This window comes from Campylobacter sp. BCW_6889, assembly GCF_001762535.1.
In the GTDB taxonomy this organism is placed as follows: Bacteria; Campylobacterota; Campylobacteria; order Campylobacterales; family Campylobacteraceae; genus Campylobacter_D; species Campylobacter_D jejuni.
Genome location: NZ_MJWZ01000055.1, coordinates 19097 through 39767 on the forward strand (window position 1 = coordinate 19097; position 20671 = coordinate 39767).

A 20671-nucleotide genomic window follows, 5' to 3' on the forward strand; every position below is an offset into this window, starting at 1 on the left:
TTAAACAAGACTATATTAGTCCTATTAATATAAATTTAACTTTAAAAAGCGATAAATTTTGTGTTATTCTTAATTTTATTTAAGTATATCTTTGAAAGTAATGAAAATAGAACTTTTAATAAAGCTCTATATCTTTAGAATTAAGTTCTTTATAAGCTGCACAAGCTTCTTGATGTTTTTGATCACAAGCCATACCAAAATATCTTTTTGCCTTTGTTAGATCTTGTTTTTCTAGTTGATTATAGCGTCCTAACAAATAACAAGCCTCACTAAAACCTAAAGTGCAAGATTTAGAATAAAAAGCAAGGGCAGATTTTACACTTGCCTTAACAAGCTCTCCTTTATCATATAAAGATCCTAACTGATAACAAGCTCTTGCATTTTTTAAATCACAAGATCTTTTATAAAAACTTGAAGCCATTTGTCCATCTTTTTCTTTTTCATAAAATAAAGCTATATTATTACAACTTAACGATTCTCCTAAAGCACAAGCTTTATTAAAAGCCAAAAGAGCTTCATTTTTATAACCTTGATTTTGCAAAAGCAAAGCCATATTAGAACACGCATTTGCTAAACCCAATTTACAAGCTTTATCATAAAATTTATAAGCTTGATTTAAATCCTTACTCACACCCTTAGCACTCTCATGCATAAAAGCTAAAGAAAAACAAGCTTTAGAAATATCTTTTTCGCAAAGATTCTTAAAAATTTCATAAGCTTTATCAAATTTATTTGCCTCGTAAAGTTTTAAACCCTCTTCTAGCTCACTTAATGCAAATAATGAATTAAAAAATAAAAATAAAGCTAAAAATATTCTCATCAATCTTCCTTTATATTTTCTCTAACATTTAAAATCTGTGCTCTTCTTTTTTGAAGTTCTGCTTTTTTAAGATCTAAAAATTTATTTTTTTCTTGGATTAAATTTTGACTTTGTTCTAAGAAATTTTTTGCAATTTTTATCAGAATAGGCTTATTAATAAGCAAAGCTTCAAACTCATAAACATTTAATTCATTTAAAACTCTTTCATAAATTTCGCTTTTTTTAGGATAAAAAAGTACAAATTCAGAACTATCAAGCTCATAAAGAACACGGCTTTCATTGATTTTACGACTAAAAAATGCAAGGCTTAGTTTTGTAGCATTTTCATAATTTGTAAAAGCCTTAAGATTTAATTTTTCAAAAAATAAATCAAGCTCTAAAATACTTTTAAATAAAAGCTCTTTAAAATCTTTCAAAAAGTACTCATCGCTTGCATTACAAAAAGCTCTTAATTCACTAAAATTTTTATCACTTTGGAAAATGTGATCTTTTTGTATGTTTGAAAATTCTGCTTTAAAAAGCAAAATTTCTCTTTCAAGTATGTTTATAAAATCTTTTAATTTCATCTTGATTTCTTCAAAAGATTTATAAAGTTCATTTTTGATTTTTTTAAACTCTTTACTCATCACATCACTATTATAAAACATCGCCAAAAAAGCATCGTCGCTTGAAATATAAGGCGCTTTATAATCATATCTTGTGTATAAATCTTTCTTTAAAAATCCTTTGCTTTCTTTGTAAAAATAAGCATCTTTTTCCTTAACACTTGCAAAAATTTCACTAGAAATTCTTTCGCTAATGCTTTTAAGCTGTTCTAAAATCTGATGGTTTAAAATTTCAATCTCTTTTAAAAAATTTTCATACGCTAAAAGTAAATGCTTTTCATAACTTTGAAATTGATTTAATAAACGATCAAAAATACCTACAAAAAGTTGGTTTTCATCTTCTAAAATTTCGCATAAATTTAAAATTTTTCTTTTAACAAATTTTTCTTTTAAAGCTGTTGTATCTAGCTGAGTTAAAAAATCAAGCAAAGATTGAAAATTAGATTTTTCATAGCTTTGCTCATCTTTGGCTTCTTTGCAAGAAATAGCAATAAGCTCATTAAAATATTTTAAAAACACACTTTTTGCATAATTTAAAACATTATCTAGCTCTTCTGTGTTTAATTTATCTTTTTGATTTAATACACAAATGCTATTTTCTCCTAAAAGTTCTAAATTTGCTTTTATGGCATCTTCTTCACTTTTTTTACCCGCATTATCAATCAAACTTAACCAAATCGCCCCATGAATATTTTTAAGCTCATCAAGAGTTGTTAAAGTATCATTTTCATTTGCATTTAAACCTGGAGTATCTACAAGAGTGATTTTTTCAAGTAAAGGAATGGGTGCAAAAATATGCAAACTTTTTGCTTGTTTTACTTCATTTCTTTGATCCGTATAAAAGGCTAATTTTTCTATATTTGTGATAATATCACTTCCATCTTCAAATTCTACTCTTAAAAAATATTCTTTTGCATAGCGTAAAAAAGTAGGTTTAAAAGTAACAGGAACAACACCCGTAGGCAAACAATCACACCCTAAGATCAAATTTAGCAAACTTGATTTACCACTTGAAAACTGCCCTATAATAGCGATATTAACATTCTTATCCAAAGAAAACACAAGCTCTTTTAATTCATTTTCTAAAGCATAACTTGCGTGCATAAAAGGCTCGTTAAGTTCCTTGCAAAGCTCTTGAATACGCCCTTTAAAGCTATCATCAAAACTCACACTATAAGTATTTTCATAGGCTTTTATAAAATCATTTAAAAGATTAATCTGCATTTAAAAGCCCCATTTCAAGTTGTTTTAATTTTTCAATTTTTTCTAAATTTTCTTCAAAAGAATTTAAAATATTAATATCTTGATTTTTCAGACTCTGTAAAACTTTTTCAAGACTTTCTAATTTTGATTTTTGATTTTTTTCATAATGTTTTAATTTATCATTTAAAAACTCAAAAAATGCTTCATTGATATTTAAAGAGTTTAAAATTTCGCTCATTTTAAATTCTTTAAAAGTATCAAAAATAACCGTATCTAAATTCGTTTCAAGCTCATATAAATCTGATTTTAGATTGCTTAATTTTTCAATTTTCAATCTTAAAAGTGCAAATTTTTCGCTTTGAAAAATACTATCTATATTTTTTGAAATTCCATCTTTAAAACCTTCAAAACCATTATCAAAATCATCTTTTAAAAAATCATATTTTAAAGATAAATTTGTTTTAAGCTCCTCGATTTTTTTAATATTTTCAAATTTAATTTCTCTTAAAATATCATTAATTCCATCTTTTGTAGTAATATCAACTATATTTAAAATACGAGAAAGATTAAGCTTTTGTGCATTATTTTTCAGATATTTAAACTCATCTATCAAGCGTTCTTTTAATTTTTTAGCCAAAAGTAAAACAAGATTATCTATGCCACTATCTATATTTTTAAGTTTTGCAATGGAATTTGAAATTTCATCTTGTGCTTCTTTTAACAAGGTATTTTGCTTTTGAAGTTCAAGTAAAAGCTTTTGATTTTCTTCACTTACACCTTGTTTATTCTCCTTAATAAGACGATTTTGCATTTCATATTCGCTTAGAATATTTTTAAGCTCTAAATGTAATTCTTTTTTGTAAGCTCTTAAGGCAATCTTACTTTTTTCTCCTGCATAAAGCTCGTTAAAAAGATAGTTTTCAAATTCTTGCATACCACTTTTTTGCAAACTTTCCTTAGGCGCTAAACCCTTATAAAAATCACTTGCCATTTTAGCACTCACACATAAAAAATCAATCTTTTCCACCAAATTTTCATCTAAATCCACAAGTCTTGATTTTAAGCTTTCTTTGGTATAAACAATGACTTCTTCTAAATCCTTTTTGCTTAACAAATCCGCTTTAGTTAAAACAATTAAAAACTTACTCAGCCTTGAGTTTAAAAGACAATGCACCAAAAAGTCCGCATCCTTTTGAGTCAAGCTTTGAGAAGCATTCATTAAATGAATTAAAAAATCACTTTCTCTAAGATACTCATTTGTAACAATTTCTCTTTGAACTACAACATCATCAAGCCCTGGAGTATCAACTATAGAAATATTATTTTTTAAAAAATCTAAATGACTTTTAATTTCTATTTTTTTAATTAAAGCTGAAATTTTATTTTTAGCTGAACTGAAATTTTTAAGCTCACAAAGTGCGATATTTTGTATTAAAGGTTTATCTTTGATAAAATCCTCTATATTTACACTCTTATCCAGCTTGTCAATAAATTCTTTTAAATCTGCATTAAAGTGCGAACTTTCAAGTATATTTTGCCATTCTTTTTTATCCCAAAAATATATCCTTGCTTCTTCACTCTTACCATAGCTTAATACTGTTAAATTAGCTGTTTCAGGTATGTTTGAAACCCCTAAAAAATCTTCTTTTAAAAGAGCATTTAAAAGACTTGATTTTCCTGCATTCATCACGCCAGTGATGGCTATATTAAACTCTAAATTTTGAATTTTTTCCAAAGTTTTTTGAAGTCTTGATTTTAAATTTTCATCAAAACTTAGCTTTTGAAGCTCCAAATTAATGGCGTTTAATTCTTTAAAATCATTTTGAAATAAAGCTTTTTGATCTATACTTTGAACTTTTTCTTGTGAAATAAAATCAAATATTTCAGTATTTTTTGAAATTTTTTCTAAAATTTTTAGAGCCTTAAGCAAATCTTGCTTTGAAATAAAACCTGATTTAAAAAGATTTAAAATACAAATTTGAGCATTTTGTATACTAAAAATATCCACTCTTAAATCAATTTTTTTGCAAAGCTCTTGAAATTCTTTTAAGAGAAAATATCTTTCATAATTGTCTTTATTGACACTTAAAATAATCGCACACTCGGCCGTATCAAGTTTGCTTTTATTTTGAAATTTAGCATCAAAATTTAAAAATTGGAGTTCATTTTGCCAAATTTTTTGGAATAATTCTTTCATAATCTTCCCCTTAAAAAGGGGAAAGATTTATTTATTTCTTTGAGCCACAAGTTGTCTTCTCATATAAGCAATTTTACTTTGCAAAGGTAATTCTTTAGGGCAATTATCTTCACAAGCAAGCAATGACATACAACCAAAAACACCATCATCATCGCCCACTAATTCATAAAAATCTTCCACACTTCTATGGTCATGCGGATCTTGTAAATATCTAGCTGTTCTTAAAAGTCCTGTAGCAGCTATGAAATTTGGACGCATAAGTTTAGTTGCACAAGAAGCTACACAAATTCCACACTCTATACAACGATCAAGTTCAAAAGTTTCATCCGCAACCTCTGGCTCAATGCGTTCTTCAAGTTTAGAAATATCAGTTTCTTTTTCATTATGCACCCAGCTTTCAACACGCTTACACATGTCTTCAAACCACTCGCCTGTATTCACGCTTAAATCTTTAATATGTCTAAATGCAGGCATAGGCATAAGCTCTATCACTCCATCAGGATAATCTTTAGTTAAAGTTTTGCAAGCAAGTTTTGGCACTCCATTAATCATCATTGCACAAGATCCGCAAATCCCTGCACGACAAACAAAGTCAAAACTCAGATCCGCATCCATTTTTTCACGGATCAAAGTCAAACATACAAAAACTGTCATAAAAGGAGTTTCTTCAAGCTCATAAGTCACAAAATGTGGTTTAGAAATTTTGCTTAAAGGATTATATTTAAATGCCTTTATTGTCAATTTTCTACTCATAATCAACTCCTATTCTTTGGTTTGGTGCTTTATATTTAGCTTGCAATTCATAAGGCATTAAAGCATTTTGAATTTCATAACGACCTTTGCCTTCAGCTTCCATTTTTTCACGGATAGCATCCACTTCAGCTTGGCGTTTTTCACTTAAAGGATTTTCTATAATATTTCCTTTAGCTCCATATCCACGGAATGCTGGTGGAATTTCCATTTTCATAATATCAAGCTCTTCGTATTCTATGCGTGGTAAGGTTTCGCCTTCTACCCAAAAAGTATTGGTTCTTTTCATCCAATTTAAATCATCTCTTTTTGGATAATCTTCTCTATAATGCGCCCCACGACTTTCTGTTCTTAAAAGCGCTCCATAAGCTACACAAAGTGCTATTTTTAACATTCTTGGCACTCTATACGCTTCTTCAAGCTCTGGATTTGCACAATCAAGTTCTTTACAATGTACTTTAACGTCTTGAGAATCTTTATAAAGTTTTTCAAGTTCATCTACTGCTTCTTTCAAACCTTCACCTGTTCTAAAGATGGCCACCTTATCCCACATGATTTCTTTCATTCTGTTTTTGATTTCAAAAACATTATATTTACCTTCTTTATCTACTAAAGATTTTAAATATTGATACTCTTTAGTTAAGAAGTCTTTTACTACATTTGTGTCAATTACTTCACCATTATTTTTACAATAATCTGCAAAATAATCTCCCACTATCATACCTGCTACAACAGTTTCAGCACATGAATTTCCACCTAAACGATTAAATCCGTGCATATCCCAGCAAGCTGCTTCTCCACAAGCAAAAAGTCCGTTTAACCATTGACTTTCACCTGTTGGTTTAGTTCTAATTCCACCCATAGAATAATGCTGCATTGGAAGAACTGGCGCCCAACCTTTTGGACCTTCATCTGCTGGATCAATACCATTGAAAGTTTTGCAAATATCTTGTACATCACGGAGATTTTTTTCCACATGAGCACGACCCAATATAGAAATATCAAGCCATAAATGATCCCCATAAGGGCTTTTTACACCTTTGCCTTTACGAATATGTTCCATCATTCTACGACTTACCACATCACGACTTGCAAGTTCTTTTTTCTCTGGTTCATAATCAGGCATAAAACGATATCCATCCACGTCACGTAAAATTCCACCATCACCACGACAACCTTCAGTAAGCAAAATACCGCTTGGTACAATAGGAGTTGGATGAAATTGCACTGCTTCCATATTTGAAAGTCTGCAAAGCCCTGTTTCAAGAGCAATGGCTGCGCCCGTTCCTTCACAAATTACTGCATTTGTAGTTTGCTTATAAATTCTACCATAGCCCCCTGTTGCTATCATGGTTCCTCTTGCAATATAAGCAATAAGTTGTCCATTAGTTAAATCTCTAGCGATCACACCTAAGCATTTTTTACCATCATGGATAATTCTTACTGCTTCCATTCTATCAATAATTTTTACTTGATGTTTAATAGCTTCATTTGCTACACCATAAAGCATACAATGCCCTGTTGCATCTGCGATATAGCAAGTTCTCCATTTTTTAGTTCCACCAAAATCTCTAGCATTAATAAGCCCGTGCGCTTCTTCTTTTTCTTCAATCACAGTTTTTTGTGCATTGATTACAACAGTTCTTGGACCTTTGGTAACTCTAGTCCAAGGCACACCCCAAGCCGCAAGCTCACGCACTGCTTTTGGCGCAGTTTGAGCAAACATTCTTGCTACTTCTTGATCACAGCCCCAATCACTTCCTTTTACTGTATCTGCAAAGTGAAGATCTTCATTATCACCCTCACCTTTTGCCCCATTTGCTAAACTTGCCTGCATACCTCCTTGCACCGCTGCAGAGTGAGAACGCTTCACTGGACAAATACTTAAAAGTGTTACACTTTGGCCACTCTTTGCTACTTCAATAGCCGCTCTAAGACCTGCTAATCCTCCGCCTATTACTAAAGCATCACTATATTGTATATTCATAATTTGCTCCATTGTAGTTTTTTATCATCGCAGTAGTTTGGGTTTGATTTTGGTAGTTTTCATAACCTATCTTTATAAATGCTGCAAGACTTAACACACCTAAAACTAGGAAGAAAATACTGATTATCCATTTAGCAGTTTTAAGCTTTTTACGACTTTCTTTTACATTTTTTCCTTCAAACCAACCCCATTTAACACAAAGTCTATAAAGCCCTATACTTCCATGAAGCTCAACACACACTAAAAGAACAGCATAAAAAAGCCACATAAAATGACTTACAACCCTATCTCCTGACATATCACCACTAATTTTATCTGCATTGGTTACAATAAAAATAAGATGAGCAGAACCTAAGAAAAACATAATAAAACCTGTAAAAGCTTGAACCCACCATAACGAAGTATCGCTGTGATTCATTTTTTTACTGTGTGTTCTTAGTATTTGATACTGACGGTAATTAATAGGAAATTTTCTCATTGCAAGTAAAGCATGAACGAAAAAAACCACTAAAACACAGGCAGCCAAAAATGAAGTAAGATAACTCATAACAGGATTATCGTAAACAAATTTTAATTCTAAAAAATGTACCACAGAATTAAAAAAATCCTCACTGACTAAAATTGTAGAAACAAAAAGCATATGCACCCACATAAAAAGACCTAAAAAAAGCCCTGAGGCGCTTTGGATAAAGTCTAATTTCGCAGGCATTTTACTTTTTTTGCCCTCAATGCTCTTACCCAAATAACCTTCGATAAGCTCACGCATCTTTACTCCTTTGTAAAAAGAAATTAAAAAATCCATTTCATTATATTACAAAAGTCTTTAAGATAGATTAAATATTTACTTTTTTAAACTTTATACAAATATAAACTAACAAAGCTGTTATAAACATTATAAAACTTAAAATTTGTCCCATACTCATACCCCATAAAACAAAACCCATACCAAAATCAGGCTCGCGATAAAATTCACATATAAATCTTGCCAATGAATAAGCACCAGCATAAACAAGAATCAATTCCCCTTGAAAACTTTGCTTAAATCTTGCTAAATAAACTATAATAAAAACAACAATACCTTCTAAAAATGCTTCATAAAGTTGCGATGGATGACGCAATACTCCATCAACATAAATTCCCCAAGGCACATTTGTAATGCGACCAAAAAGCTCTTGATTTAAAAAATTTCCTATACGACCAAAAACATAAGCCAATGGAACACTTAAAGCAACCAAATCAAGAAAAATCCAAGGATTTGTTTTATATTTTTTACAAAACAATAAAGTAGCTATCAAAAATCCTATAATTGCTCCATGATAACTCATACCTCGAATACCTACAAATTCACCATTAATATAAGGATTAAAAATTTGCCAAGGATGAGTAATATAATACATAGTATTTGCATCATAAATCAAAATATATCCAAGCCTTGCACCTAAAATAACCCCTATTTCAACCCATATAAAATAACTATCCAAATGTTTTTCATTAATGTCTAGTTGAAATTTTCTTACAAAAAATTTAGCCAAAAGCAAAGCCAAAAGCAAAGCTATAACATACATAATGCCATACCAATGCACCTTTAAACCAAAGATGCTAAAAGCTATAACATTAAAATTTGAATAAATATGCTGCCAAAATTCCATATATCTTTCCTAATTTTCTTTTATAAAAATATAACAAAAAAACTTTAACTTGCTATAATTAACACAAACACATTAAATAAAGGTAAAAAATGAAAAAATATATTTTACTTGCTAGTAGTATGTTAATTTTAGCAGCTTGTGGGGGTACAAGTAGTAATTTTGTCAATGTTTCTATGCCAAATTTTAAACCCCAAGTTCCAACAAAGGTTGAACCTATTGATTCTGGAGTAAGCATTGCTCTTGAGCCTATTAATATAGAACAAAATAACAATTATTCTGATTATTTTGAAAATTCAGTGCTTAAAATTCGCATAGAAAAAGAAATTGATCTTTTAAAACAAAATTTAGAAGAGCAGATCAAAACCATCGCTCAACTAAAAGGCTATAAAATAGTTACTACTAATCCAGACTACACTCTTAAAAGTTCAATCAGTATTTATACAGAAGAAAAAAATGCACAAAAAACAAGCAATTTTATGAGTGGAGATTATGTAAAATCCAATTTAGGTATAAATTTTAAAGGTAAAATAGATTTTATAGATGCACACAATCCACAAAATTCAACCAATCTTTCAAGCAGCACCAAACTGGATTCTTTAGTTGCGCTTAACTATCCTATTAAAAATGATGATGGGGTTAATATGTTTAAAACTACTATCTCCACCGTACCAACTCAACTCAATAAAGGTTTGGAGCAACCTGCTTTTGAAATTGATAAAAGTTTTTTAGCTTTTTATAAAAATACATTAAATACACTTTATAACAATCTTCCAAAAGCAACAGACATAGGCAAAACTATACCTAATACAAACAGTAGTTTTAATAGTTTCGATGGCGATGCTACCTTTGAAGAAAGCTTACCTCAAACAAATTTTAATCAAAATAATACAATTGAAAACACACCTACGCAAAATATTCTTACAAATCCATCTTCAACAAATCAAAATAATCAAAGTAAAAATCAAGATGGGGTAGAAATATTTGAATGATAAAACTTGTGAGAAAATTAAATTTTCTCATACAAAAAAATAACTATCATTCTACTTTAAAATCAATGCTTGTTGCATTGCATTTTTTATCATCTCTCTTTTATCTTGTATTTCAAAAAAAAGCTCAAAAGCAAAAACCCCTTGCCATAAAAGCATATCAAGTCCATCTTTAATTTTTAAATGATACTCTTTACACAATCTATAAAAAGGTGTTTCTCTGCCATAAATTACCTCAAAAGCAAATTTAGCTTTAGGTAAAATTCTATCTAAAAGCTCCCTATCGCAAGGTAAATTTTCATCTTTTAATCCAGCAGAAGTTGAATTTATAACCAAATCAAAATCAAAATCTTGCAAGTCTTTATAAAGATAAGTTCGATAAGCTAAAAAATCTTTAAATCTTTCTTTGCTGCGATTAGCTATATACACTTCTATGCCTTTTTGTTTTAATGTATAAGCAAGTGCCAAAGCTGTACCTCCAGCACCTAAAATCAAAGCTTTTTTTATATTATCAAAATCCTTAATAGCTTCTAAAAAACCTAAAGCATCAGTATTATAAGCGTAAATTTTGTCTTCTTTTAAGCATAAAGTATTTGCAGAGCCAATATTTCTAGCAAAATCATCCTTCACATCAGCAATATCTAAAGCTTTTTCCTTAAAAGGCAAAGTAATATTAGCTCCACTAAGTCCTAATTTAAAAAAATCTTCTCTTAAACAGTTAGCATTTCTTAAATGATAGCGTGTATAAATACTATCAAGCCCTAAGGCTTTAATAGCATTATTATGCATTCTAGGCGATTTAGAGTGAGAAATAGGATCGCCTATAACTGCTAAAAATTTCATTTTAAAGTAAAAGAAAAAGCATCTTTTGCAATATCCTTACGGATTTTAGCAAGTTCTACTGCAATATTTGCCTTTTCAAATGGTCCTATTAAAACCTTAGTAATTTCTTTACCTCCAACTGTAGTTTTATAAAGTTTATAATCATAACCTTTTTGTTTTACAGAAGCAAGTTCTTTTGATTTTTGATCCAAATTACTTACTGAGAAAATTTGCACATAAATACCCGATGCTAAACCACTTGGATGTACAGGTTTAGCATCAACATTTTTAAATAAATCATTTGCATTTTGTTCTTTTTTAGGAGTTTGTTTTGTGCTTTCTTTTTCTTTTTTTACAGCTGTTTGTTTTTTTACTTCTTCTTTAGGTTTTGCAGTTTGTTTTACTTCTTGTTTGGGAGCACTTGCTTGCGGAGTGGTATTTTCTGAAGTAGTTGCTGTTGGTTCTGCTGGAACTTCTTGATCAGGCATAGCAAAATTTGTAGTATCATTGTTATTTGAACTAGAGGTTGTTGTATTTTGAGTTGTATTTTGTTCATCTTGAAATTGTTTTCTTAATGCCTCAAATTGATCTTCTGCTGAAGTATTATCTGTAATTGGCATACTTTCAAAAGAAGTATCATTGTTATTGTCTTGAGTTGCTATAGGTTCACTTGGTAATACACTTTGATTTTGCGTATTTTCATCACCACTACCATTAATAAGTTTCATAACTATCATGATAGCTAAAAACAAAATAACTAAAGCAATAACTCGTAAAAGAATTTTTTTTACTTTTTCACTTTTATTACTTTTTTCTAAAATAATATCATCAAATTCATTTTTTTGATTTTCCATAATTTGTCCTTTCTTACATGTGCTTAGACCAAGAACTTCCTCGTTCTTTTTGATAAACCTCATAAGGCAATATTAAAATATTAAATTCTCTAGGTACATCCATACTAGGAAACACCTTCCATTCTACTGGCATTTTACTTGCAAACATCATTGAAAGTTTAGACGCTAAAGAATAACCTTCGTTTAACGCCGTGTGTCCTTTGTGAATATAAAGATGTAAATGTCCTGGAGTTTTAGTCTTATAGGCTGTGAAATTTATAAAACCTTCTTCTCTTAAAATAAGTTGTGCACGGTGATAAAATCTTTCAGCATTAAAACCATTATAATCAAAGACAATATTTTCTACTTTATTATCTTTTGTTATTAAATCATGAGCGACAACAATTTTTTTAGCAGCGTGTTCTCTCATGACATTTAAATTTAAAGGAGCATCAACTCTTTCAAATTTATCAAAAAATAAGCGACCTCTATGTGTAGTTTTATTTACAATTTTATCGCGTCTTATATAATAATGATCGCCAATTATTTTAATTAGCGACATATCCATTGGTGAAATCAAAACATAGCCCTTTCATAAATAATAAAATTACTTGCAAGTTTTTTTAATTCTTGTTTAATATTCTCTTGTAATTTTTCATTATTAATATCATCTAAAATATCTGCAATATAATTTGACACAGTTTCCATTTCTTTTTCTTTAAAACCTCTGGCAGTAAGGGCTGGAGTTCCGAGTCTTAATCCACTTGTGATAAAAGGACTTCTAATCTCTCCTGGAACGGTATTTTTATTTGCAGTAATACCTGCATTTCCAAGAGCTAAATCTGCATCTTTTCCACTAAATTCACGATCTAAAAAACTCATTAAAACAAGGTGATTATCTGTTCCATCGCTAACAAGTTTAAATTTTCTATCCATTAAAACATTAGCTAAAACCTGAGCATTGGTTCTTACTTGTTTTGCATAAACTTTCCACTCATCGCTAAGATTAAATTTAAATCCTACTGCTTTTGCAGCAATTACATGCATCAAAGGACCACCTTGAATACCTGGAAAAATCGCAGAATTAATTTTTTTAGCAAGCTCTTCATCATTTGCCATAATAATACCACCTCTTGGACCACGCAAAGTTTTATGTGTAGTTGAGCTCACTACATGAGCGTGCGGAAAAGGACTTGGATGTTCGCCTGCTACAACAAGGCCTGCAATATGAGCTATGTCAGCAAAAAGATAAGCACCTATTTCATCGGCAATTTCTCTAAATTTAGCAAAATCAATCACTCTTGCATAAGCACTAGCTCCACAAACTATAAGTTTTGGCTTTTCTTTTTTAGCAATTTCTCTTACTTTTTCATAATCAATTCTTCCATCAAGTTCTACACCGTAAAAACAACTTTCGTACATTTTACCTGAAGAACTTACTTTTGCGCCATGAGTTAAATGTCCACCATGACTTAAATCCATTCCTAAAATTTTATCACCTGGATTAATCAAAGCCGCATAAACACCTTGATTAGCTTGAGAACCCGAATTAGGCTGAACATTAGCAAATTTACAATTAAAAAGTTTTTTACATCTTTCAATGGCTAGAGTTTCAATCTCATCAACAAATTCACAACCACCATAATATCTTTTACCCGGATAACCTTCTGCGTATTTGTTCGTCAAGATACTTCCCATAACTTCCATTACTTCAGGTAAAGTGAAATTTTCACTCGCTATCATTTCAAGACCTTCGCATTGACGCTCTAACTCTTTGTTTGTTAAATCAAAAATTTCTTTATCAAACATTTCTAAACTCATTCTTTCTCCTTTAGTTCTGATTTTAATGGACGCATTGCAGGAAACAATATCACATCACGAATGGATTTTTTATTTGTCAAAAGCATAACAAGTCTATCTATACCTATGCCCTGCCCTGCCGTTGGAGGCATTCCATAACCCAAAGCATTTACAAAATCTTCATCCATTTCACAAGCCTCTTCATCGCCTGCATTTTTAGCTTCAATTTGTTTTAAAAATCTCTCATATTGATCAAGAGGATCATTAAGCTCATTAAAACCATTTGCCAATTCTCTTCCGCAAATAAACAACTCAAATCTCTCAGCAATCTGAGAATCCTCATCGCTACGTCTTGATAAAGGACTTATGGAAATAGGAAAATCAATCACAAAAGTAGGATTGATCAATTTTTCTTCCACATAATTGTCAAAAAGTTCAGCTTGCAAATGTCCAAGTTCAAGCTTTTCATTCGCTTCAAAACCATCTGCTTTTAATTTAGTAAGAATTTTTTCCTTATCTTCGATTAAATCCCTATCTAAACCACCATACTTACAAAGTGCGTCTTTATAGGTTATTCTTTCAAAAGGTTTGGAAAAATTTATCATTTTTCCATCAAATTCTATTGTTTTTCCTAAATTAAGTTTATCCAAAAGTAAAGCAAAAAGTTCTTCGGTTAAATCCATTAAATCTTTATAATTATGATAGGCCCAATAAAATTCTATAGTTGTAAATTCGGGATTATGAGTTAAATCCATACCTTCGTTTCTAAAACAACGATTGATTTCAAAAACCGCCTCAAAACCACCTACTATAAGTCTTTTAAGATAAAGTTCTGGAGCAATTCTTAAAAATCTTTCTACGCCTAAAGAATTATGAAAAGTTACAAAAGGCTTAGCGTTTGCTCCACCTGCAATCGGATGCATCATAGGAGTTTCTACTTCTAAAAAGCCTTTATTTTCAAAAAAATGACGGATTAAACTCACCACTTTAGAACGCACTAAAAAATCTTTTCTAACTTCGACATTCATTATCATATCAACATAACGTTTACGATATCTTTGCTCAATATCTGTTAATCCATGATATTTTTCAGGTAAAGGAACAATAGCTTTTGTAGCGAGTTTTACTTCGCTTGCATGCAAACTAAATTCACCTGTTTTAGTTACAAAAGGAAAACCTTTAACCAAAACAATATCACCCACCTCTAAATTCTTTTTTAAAATCGTATAAAGCTCTTCGCCTACGCTATCTTTACTAAAATAAATTTGTAAATTTGTATCCTCATCTTCAATGTTTGCAAAAATTGATTTCCCAGCTATACGCAAAAGTTTCAAACGTCCTGCAACAACAGCATTGACACTTTCATCTCTTTTTTCAACTTGCTCTAAAATATAAGAAAATTTATCCTTAAAAGTCTTTAAAGACATTTCCTTTTCTAAAAAATGAGGATAAGGATTAATCCCTAATTTTTTTAACTCTTTAGCTTTTTCTATTCTTTGCTGCTCTAAAATATTATCAAACATTTATATTTTTACCTTTGCTTTTTGATTATTACAATCACCACAAACACCATAAAGCTGCATCAAATGCCCTGTAAGTTTAAAACCATGTTCTTTTGCAATCAAGGCTTGCTGTCTTTCTATAATAGGATTTTCAAACTCTATAATTTTTCCGCAATTTTTACATATCATATGATCATGGTGAGGTTTATTAGCAAGCTCATATTTTTTACCTGCTGAACCAAAAGAAATGGAAGTTACCATTTCTGCTTCTTCAAGTAAATTTAAAGTACGATAAACAGTTGCAATTCCTACATTTAAATCAGGTTCAGCTTGTTTGATTTCCATATATAAACTTTCGGGTGTGTAATGAGTATCACTGTGATAAAGAGTTTTTAAAAGTACTTCTCTTTGCTTGGTATATTTAAGTCCGCCTTGTCTTAATATTTTTTTAAATCTCTCAAGTAAAACATCATATTCCACATTTTCTATCAGCATATCACTCCCCTTTTTGAGTATTGTTTAAATCACTTACAATATCTTGCAACTTTTCACTAGCATGATCTAGACTATTTTCTGTTAAAGGTTGATTCATAATAAAAGATCCCGTTTCTTTAAGTAAATTTAAAGTATAGCTATTTTTAGCAAAATTATCTAATTTATCATTTAAAAAATCAATTCTTGCCACACAAAAAACTAAAATTGCAAAAATTAAAAAGATTTTTGCTCCACCAAATATAAAGCCACCAATACGATCTAAAAAACCTAGGCCACTTAATTTAATCAACCTAGAAAGAAAATTACCCACCAATAAACAAACTATCCAAAAAATAATTAATATGGCTAAAAATCCAGCAAATCCAGCTAAGCTTTGATTTTCTATCTTATAAAAAGTACTTTGTATAAATTCAGCTGCTTGAGTTGCATATTTTGAAGCAATAAAAACACCACCAATAATACCCAAAAGTCCAAAAATTTCTTTTATCAAACCATTGATAATACCCTTAAGCCCTAAAAGCAAGGTAAATCCTAAAATAAAAGCATCAAACCAATAAAAATTCATTTCAATCACTCTCTGATTTTTTTTGTTTTAAATTTATTCTACAAATAAGCACTAAATGCTAAGTTAATCATTCTATGATTTTAGGAACAACAAAAAAATGTTCTTGTTTTTTTGGAGCACAATCTAAAACCTCATCAATAACATTGCTATTTCTTATCTCATCAATCCTCAAAGGAGCTCCACCTTTTATAGTACTCACAGTAATCTCTTGGGAATCTAAATCAAGTTCGTTTAATTTTTCAACAAAATTCACAATTTCACTTAACTGTGCAATAGTTTCATTTCTGTTTTTTGTTATTTGTAAAGCACTTAATTTTTCAAGCTTGCTTAATAATTTCTCATCTATTTGCATTTCTTAAACCTTAATAAAAAAGTTAAAATTTTGAAAATTATATCATAAAAAGCTTTAAATTGTTTAGGATATTTTGCAATTTATATGATACAATATCATAATTTTTCTATACAAAAATAAAAATATTTTTTCAAGGATAAATTTTGGGACTAAAAGATAATTTAAAAGCTGTTAAAAATGAACTTAACACAGAAGAACGATTTATAGAAAATTTTATCAAAGGAGAGAGATTTATACGCAAGTATAAATTTTATATATCTGCTGTTGTGATAATTTTAGTTGCTTGGTTTGCTGGAAATTTTATAATCTCAAAAATAAACGATTATAAAACAAAAGAAGCAAATGAAATTTATGCCAATCTAATACAAGATCCTAGCAATAAAAATCTTTTAGAACAACTTAAAAATAAAAATACTAATCTTTACACTATCTTTTTACTAAAAGAAAATATTAATGATCTTAATAATACAGCCTTTCAAAATGAACTAAAACAAATTTATAATAATGCTCAAACAAACACTTTACTTAAAAATATTATTGCATTATCTTTAGGAGATAAATCAATATTTTTAAAAAATTATGATAAATTATTAGAAGCTTACAAACTTTTAGAGCAAAATAAAATCGAAGAAGCTAATGTTTTACTTTCTCGGATAAAAGAAAATTCAAGTTTAAATCAAATAGCTAAAAACCTCAAACATTATCAAGGCATTACACAATGAAAAAAATATTTTTAACACTATTTTGTTTAATATTTCTATGTGCTTGTGGCACCAAAAGACAATATTTTGAACCAAAACAAACCGATGGAGATTTAAGTCATAATAGCAATTTAAAAAGTAAAATCGTTGATTGGAATCTAGTTTCTGCAAAACTTAGCAATAATACAGCTATCTTAAAAAATAATATCTCCATAGACAAGTTTAAACTTCCTAAAAATTATATGCTTCTAGCTTATCAAGATGGGGAATATTTTACTGCAGATAATAATGGAAATTTAAAAATTTTTGACAATTCTTATAATGAAATTTATAATTTTCAATTTGACGCTAGTGTTGTAGGAGTAGCTTCTAATGGAGATGATTTAGCCCTTGTACTTGCAAACAATACTATAGTTCTTGCAAATCGTTCTTTGGGTATTAAATTTAGTCAAACCCTAACCTCAGCTCCAGCTCAAGACAGTCGTACCGCTAATCCTATATTTTTAGACAATATCATCGTATATCCAACGCTAGATGGCAAAATTTTAATTCTTTCAAGAAACAATCTTCAAGTCATTAAAGATGTGGTTATTTCAGCAGAAAATTTTTTCAACAATGTAATCCATCTAAGTGTAATCGGAGATAAACTTATAGCAGCAACAGCTAAAAAAATCATTGTTGTAAGCCCTGCTAGAACTCTTTATCTTGACGCTGACATAAAAGATGTTGCACTTAGTGATGATGGTATTTTTATACTAGAAAAAGATGGCACTATTATTAAAACTGATTATAACTTAAGAAAAATTGCAGAAAAAAAATTTGAATTTGCTATTTTTGTAAAAAGCAATATATACAATAATTATTTATACATTTTTGAAAAAACAGGCTATCTTATCAAAATGAATCTAAATTTAGATAATACACAAGTATTTAAACTTTCAGAAGCTGTTGATAAAATTTCTTTCATGGGGAATGGTAAATTTTACTACGGAGATAAAATTTTAGATTTGCTATGATAAAAATTTTAGAACAAACAATAAAGTCTTTAAAATTAAATTTAAAGCCCTATGACTTAAGTATGTTGACTAGAAAAAAAAGTTATATTTGTGCTAAAGATCAAAATAACATTCTTTTTATGTATACAGGAAAAACAAAATTTTTAATGAAAGATGCCTTATTTTTAGAAAATCTAGCACAGCAAATTAACATAAATAACAAATATTTTTTTAGTATGGCTTCTCTTTGCTCTAAAGCAAAAAATCATCTAGAAATGAAAGGATTTAATATCTATGTTGCTCTGTGATATTGGGAATTCAAATGCTAATTTCCTAGATGATAACAAATATTTTACTCTTAGTATAGATCAGTTTTTAGAATTTAAAAATGAACAAAAAATTTTTTATATCAATGTCAATGAACATCTCAAAGAACATTTAAAAAATCAAAAAAAATTTATCAATCTTGAACCTTATTTTTTATTTGATACAATTTATCAAGGATTAGGAATCGATCGCATAGCAGCTTGTTATACTATTGAAGATGGAGTTGTTGTAGATGCAGGTAGTGCTATTACAATTGATATTATTTCTAATTCTATACATCTTGGTGGTTTTATCTTGCCAGGTATTGCAAATTATAAAAAAATTTATAGCCATATTTCACCACGATTAAAAAGTGAATTTAACACTCAAGTTAGTCTTGATGCATTCCCACAAAAAACCATGGATGCTTTAAGTTATGGTGTTTTTAAAGGAATTTACCTACTGATAAAAGATACCGCTCAAAATAAAAAGCTTTATTTCACTGGTGGAGATGGGCAATTTTTAGCAAATTATTTCGATCACGCAATTTATGATAAACTTTTAATCTTTCGAGGAATGAAAAAGATTATAAAAGAAAATCCCAATTTACTTTATTAAAAATGTTACAAAAATTCTCATTGATATCAAACCTTAATGAAATTTAACTTTTTGTAAAACAAATTCAATTAAACTTCTATTTAGAAAAAAGTTTATTAAAATAAAAAAAGGAAAAACAATGAGCCAACAAGAATTTGATGTGCTTGTCATCGGAGCTGGAATTTCAGGAGCAGCATTATTTTACGAGCTTGCAAGATATACAAATATTAAAAATATTGCTTTGATAGAAAAATATAATACAGCTGCAACATTAAATTCTAAGGGAACGAGTAATTCTCAAACCATTCATTGTGGAGATATTGAAACCAATTATACTTTAGAAAAAGCGCGAAAAGTAAAAAGAACAGCTGATATGATAGTTAAATATGGACTCATGCAAAATGCGCAAAATAATTTCATGTTTTCTCATCAAAAAATGGCTCTAGCTGTTGGAGATATAGAATGTGATTATATGAAAAAACGCTATGAAGAATTTAAAGAACTTTATCCTTATATAAAATTTTTCGATAAAGCAAAAATCAAACAAATTGAACCCAAGGTTGTTTTAGGAGAAGATTGCAATCAAGATAGACCTGAAAATATCTGCGCCATGGGTGTTGAAAGCGGCGAGGTTTTTACAACTGTAGATTTTGGGAAAATGAGTATAAATCTAATAGAACAAGCCCAAAAACAAAATAAAAATACTTTCGTTGCCTTTAATCAAGAAATTATTCACATAGAAAAAAAGGATGATATTTTTATATTAAAAACCTCAAATCATCAAGAATACCATGCCAAAAGCGTAGTTGTCAATGCTGGAGCGCACTCTTTATATTTAGCACATAAAATGAACTTAGGTATGGATAAGTCTTGTTGGCCTGTTGCAGGAAGTTTTTATTTAACCAAACAAAAACTTTTAAATGGCAAGGTTTATATGGTGCAAAATCCTAAACTTCCATTTGCAGCTCTTCATGGAGATCCTGATTTACTTGCTAATATGAACACTCGCTTTGGACCTACTGCACTTGTTATTCCAAAACTAGAACGTTATCATGGTCTAAAATCAGTTCCAGAATTTTTTGAAGCACTAAAACTTGATAAAACTGTTTTAAAAGTAACTTTTAATATGTTTAAAGATGCAACAATTAGAAATTACATCTTTTATAATTATCTTTTTGAACTACCTTTTATTGATAAAAGCTTATTTGTTAAAGATGCCAAAAAAATAGTCCCAAGTCTTAAAGCAAGCGATATTTATTATGCAAAAGGTTTTGGAGGCGTAAGACCACAAGTTATTGATAAAACTAAAGGAGAATTAATGCTAGGTGAAGCAAGCATCACAGAAACCCCTGGTATTATTTTCAATATGACTCCAAGTCCTGGAGCAACAAGTTGTCTAGGAAATGCTGAAAGAGATGCAAAGCTTGTATGTAATTACCTAGGAATGGAATTTAACGAAGATAAATTTTCTTCAGAATTATTGTAATCATTTTGTTTCTATTTTTA

At 29.5% G+C, this 20671-nt stretch carries 21 protein-coding genes; 6 read left to right on the forward strand and 15 right to left on the reverse strand.

The window, feature by feature from the left end:
- Window positions 1–115 precede the first annotated feature (115 nt).
- The 7 genes from AJ939_RS04675 to lgt form a co-directional block, all read right to left on the reverse strand.
- Window positions 116–820, reverse strand: coding sequence for a tetratricopeptide repeat protein (locus AJ939_RS04675; protein ID WP_044780457.1), 705 nt, complete (start codon window positions 818–820; stop codon window positions 116–118).
- A complete protein-coding gene (locus AJ939_RS04680; protein ID WP_070233626.1) occupies window positions 820–2649 on the reverse strand; it encodes a dynamin family protein in 1830 nt (609 codons plus the stop codon). Before AJ939_RS04680 ends, AJ939_RS04675 begins: the two co-directional genes overlap by 1 nt.
- The gene (locus AJ939_RS04685; protein ID WP_070233627.1) at window positions 2639–4825 is read right to left on the reverse strand and encodes a dynamin family protein; all 2187 of its coding nucleotides are present in this window, start codon (window positions 4823–4825) and stop codon (window positions 2639–2641) included. The genes AJ939_RS04680 and AJ939_RS04685 overlap by 11 nt, the downstream gene beginning before the upstream one ends.
- A gap of 27 nt (window positions 4826–4852) precedes the next feature.
- Window positions 4853–5578, reverse strand: a complete 726-nt coding sequence (locus tag AJ939_RS04690; RefSeq protein WP_002854302.1) for a fumarate reductase iron-sulfur subunit — start codon at window positions 5576–5578, stop codon at window positions 4853–4855.
- On the reverse strand, window positions 5571–7562 hold the full coding sequence (locus AJ939_RS04695; protein WP_002861159.1) for a fumarate reductase flavoprotein subunit: 1992 nt from the start codon (window positions 7560–7562) through the stop codon (window positions 5571–5573). Before AJ939_RS04695 ends, AJ939_RS04690 begins: the two co-directional genes overlap by 8 nt.
- The gene (locus AJ939_RS04700; protein WP_002854660.1) at window positions 7546–8328 is read right to left on the reverse strand and encodes a fumarate reductase cytochrome b subunit; all 783 of its coding nucleotides are present in this window, start codon (window positions 8326–8328) and stop codon (window positions 7546–7548) included. The genes AJ939_RS04695 and AJ939_RS04700 overlap by 17 nt, the downstream gene beginning before the upstream one ends.
- Window positions 8329–8395: 67 nt before the next feature.
- Window positions 8396–9211 (reverse strand): prolipoprotein diacylglyceryl transferase, encoded by an 816-nt coding sequence (gene lgt / locus AJ939_RS04705; protein ID WP_070233628.1) that lies wholly within the window; start codon window positions 9209–9211, stop codon window positions 8396–8398.
- A gap of 89 nt (window positions 9212–9300) precedes the next feature.
- Here lgt and AJ939_RS04710 point away from each other — a divergent pair, with 89 nt between their 5' ends.
- A complete protein-coding gene (locus AJ939_RS04710) occupies window positions 9301–10200 on the forward strand; it encodes a membrane lipoprotein lipid attachment site-containing protein (protein WP_070233629.1) in 900 nt (299 codons plus the stop codon).
- A gap of 51 nt (window positions 10201–10251) precedes the next feature.
- On the opposite strand, the gene AJ939_RS04715 is transcribed toward AJ939_RS04710, so the two are convergent.
- The 8 genes from AJ939_RS04715 to gatC form a co-directional block, all read right to left on the reverse strand.
- On the reverse strand, window positions 10252–11040 hold the full coding sequence (locus AJ939_RS04715) for a shikimate dehydrogenase (RefSeq protein WP_070276423.1): 789 nt from the start codon (window positions 11038–11040) through the stop codon (window positions 10252–10254).
- On the reverse strand, window positions 11037–11873 hold the full coding sequence (locus AJ939_RS04720; RefSeq protein ID WP_004313898.1) for an SPOR domain-containing protein: 837 nt from the start codon (window positions 11871–11873) through the stop codon (window positions 11037–11039). The genes AJ939_RS04715 and AJ939_RS04720 overlap by 4 nt, the downstream gene beginning before the upstream one ends.
- A 13-nt stretch (window positions 11874–11886) precedes the next feature.
- Window positions 11887–12432, reverse strand: coding sequence for a DUF1882 domain-containing protein (locus AJ939_RS04725; protein WP_002870803.1), 546 nt, complete (start codon window positions 12430–12432; stop codon window positions 11887–11889).
- Window positions 12429–13673: a serine hydroxymethyltransferase gene (locus AJ939_RS04730; RefSeq protein WP_002870802.1), complete on the reverse strand. Its 1245-nt coding sequence runs from the start codon at window positions 13671–13673 to the stop codon at window positions 12429–12431. Before AJ939_RS04730 ends, AJ939_RS04725 begins: the two co-directional genes overlap by 4 nt.
- A complete protein-coding gene (gene lysS / locus AJ939_RS04735; protein ID WP_002869930.1) occupies window positions 13670–15175 on the reverse strand; it encodes a lysine--tRNA ligase in 1506 nt (501 codons plus the stop codon). Before lysS ends, AJ939_RS04730 begins: the two co-directional genes overlap by 4 nt.
- Window positions 15176–15649 (reverse strand): Fur family transcriptional regulator, encoded by a 474-nt coding sequence (locus AJ939_RS04740; RefSeq protein WP_002854230.1) that lies wholly within the window; start codon window positions 15647–15649, stop codon window positions 15176–15178.
- Between the two features lies 1 nt (window position 15650).
- Window positions 15651–16214: a CvpA family protein gene (locus AJ939_RS04745; RefSeq protein WP_002869932.1), complete on the reverse strand. Its 564-nt coding sequence runs from the start codon at window positions 16212–16214 to the stop codon at window positions 15651–15653.
- Between the two features lie 67 nt (window positions 16215–16281).
- On the reverse strand, window positions 16282–16566 hold the full coding sequence (gene gatC, locus AJ939_RS04750) for an Asp-tRNA(Asn)/Glu-tRNA(Gln) amidotransferase subunit GatC (RefSeq protein WP_002858734.1): 285 nt from the start codon (window positions 16564–16566) through the stop codon (window positions 16282–16284).
- 143 nt (window positions 16567–16709) lie between these two features.
- Here gatC and AJ939_RS04755 point away from each other — a divergent pair, with 143 nt between their 5' ends.
- The 5 genes from AJ939_RS04755 to AJ939_RS04775 all read left to right on the forward strand — a co-directional run bounded on the left by AJ939_RS04755 (window position 16710) and on the right by AJ939_RS04775 (window position 20651).
- A complete protein-coding gene (locus AJ939_RS04755; RefSeq protein WP_002895444.1) occupies window positions 16710–17288 on the forward strand; it encodes a hypothetical protein in 579 nt (192 codons plus the stop codon).
- Entirely contained in the window at window positions 17285–18283 is a 999-nt protein-coding gene (locus AJ939_RS04760) for a hypothetical protein (protein WP_002869933.1), read from the forward strand. The genes AJ939_RS04755 and AJ939_RS04760 overlap by 4 nt, the downstream gene beginning before the upstream one ends.
- On the forward strand, window positions 18280–18570 hold the full coding sequence (locus tag AJ939_RS04765; RefSeq protein ID WP_002859475.1) for a hypothetical protein: 291 nt from the start codon (window positions 18280–18282) through the stop codon (window positions 18568–18570). Before AJ939_RS04760 ends, AJ939_RS04765 begins: the two co-directional genes overlap by 4 nt.
- Window positions 18557–19186, forward strand: coding sequence for a type III pantothenate kinase (locus AJ939_RS04770; RefSeq protein ID WP_070276421.1), 630 nt, complete (start codon window positions 18557–18559; stop codon window positions 19184–19186). Before AJ939_RS04765 ends, AJ939_RS04770 begins: the two co-directional genes overlap by 14 nt.
- A gap of 118 nt (window positions 19187–19304) precedes the next feature.
- Complete coding sequence (locus AJ939_RS04775; protein WP_070276419.1) at window positions 19305–20651, forward strand: FAD-dependent oxidoreductase; 1347 nt, start codon at window positions 19305–19307, stop codon at window positions 20649–20651.
- The last annotated feature ends 20 nt before the right edge of the window (window positions 20652–20671 follow it).

Bases quoted from the DNA above. Each gene is read 5' to 3' on its own strand.
- lgt (WP_070233628.1), bottom strand. From the start codon at position 9,211: ATGGAATTTTGGCAGCATATTTATTCAAATTTTAATGTTATAGCTTTT.
- AJ939_RS04765 (WP_002859475.1), top strand. From the start codon at position 18,280: ATGATAAAAATTTTAGAACAAACAATAAAGTCTTTAAAATTAAATTTA.
- AJ939_RS04680 (WP_070233626.1), bottom strand. From the start codon at position 2,649: ATGCAGATTAATCTTTTAAATGATTTTATAAAAGCCTATGAAAATACT.
- AJ939_RS04695 (WP_002861159.1), bottom strand. From the start codon at position 7,562: ATGAATATACAATATAGTGATGCTTTAGTAATAGGCGGAGGATTAGCA.
- AJ939_RS04685 (WP_070233627.1), bottom strand. From the start codon at position 4,825: ATGAAAGAATTATTCCAAAAAATTTGGCAAAATGAACTCCAATTTTTA.
- AJ939_RS04775 (WP_070276419.1), top strand. From the start codon at position 19,305: ATGAGCCAACAAGAATTTGATGTGCTTGTCATCGGAGCTGGAATTTCA.
- AJ939_RS04710 (WP_070233629.1), top strand. From the start codon at position 9,301: ATGAAAAAATATATTTTACTTGCTAGTAGTATGTTAATTTTAGCAGCT.
- AJ939_RS04675 (WP_044780457.1), bottom strand. From the start codon at position 820: ATGAGAATATTTTTAGCTTTATTTTTATTTTTTAATTCATTATTTGCA.
- AJ939_RS04770 (WP_070276421.1), top strand. From the start codon at position 18,557: ATGTTGCTCTGTGATATTGGGAATTCAAATGCTAATTTCCTAGATGAT.
- lysS (WP_002869930.1), bottom strand. From the start codon at position 15,175: ATGTTTGATAATATTTTAGAGCAGCAAAGAATAGAAAAAGCTAAAGAG.
- gatC (WP_002858734.1), bottom strand. From the start codon at position 16,566: ATGCAAATAGATGAGAAATTATTAAGCAAGCTTGAAAAATTAAGTGCT.
- AJ939_RS04745 (WP_002869932.1), bottom strand. From the start codon at position 16,214: ATGAATTTTTATTGGTTTGATGCTTTTATTTTAGGATTTACCTTGCTT.
- AJ939_RS04700 (WP_002854660.1), bottom strand. From the start codon at position 8,328: ATGCGTGAGCTTATCGAAGGTTATTTGGGTAAGAGCATTGAGGGCAAA.
- AJ939_RS04720 (WP_004313898.1), bottom strand. From the start codon at position 11,873: ATGGAAAATCAAAAAAATGAATTTGATGATATTATTTTAGAAAAAAGT.
- AJ939_RS04740 (WP_002854230.1), bottom strand. From the start codon at position 15,649: ATGCTGATAGAAAATGTGGAATATGATGTTTTACTTGAGAGATTTAAA.
- AJ939_RS04715 (WP_070276423.1), bottom strand. From the start codon at position 11,040: ATGAAATTTTTAGCAGTTATAGGCGATCCTATTTCTCACTCTAAATCG.
- AJ939_RS04760 (WP_002869933.1), top strand. From the start codon at position 17,285: ATGAAAAAAATATTTTTAACACTATTTTGTTTAATATTTCTATGTGCT.
- AJ939_RS04690 (WP_002854302.1), bottom strand. From the start codon at position 5,578: ATGAGTAGAAAATTGACAATAAAGGCATTTAAATATAATCCTTTAAGC.
- AJ939_RS04730 (WP_002870802.1), bottom strand. From the start codon at position 13,673: ATGAGTTTAGAAATGTTTGATAAAGAAATTTTTGATTTAACAAACAAA.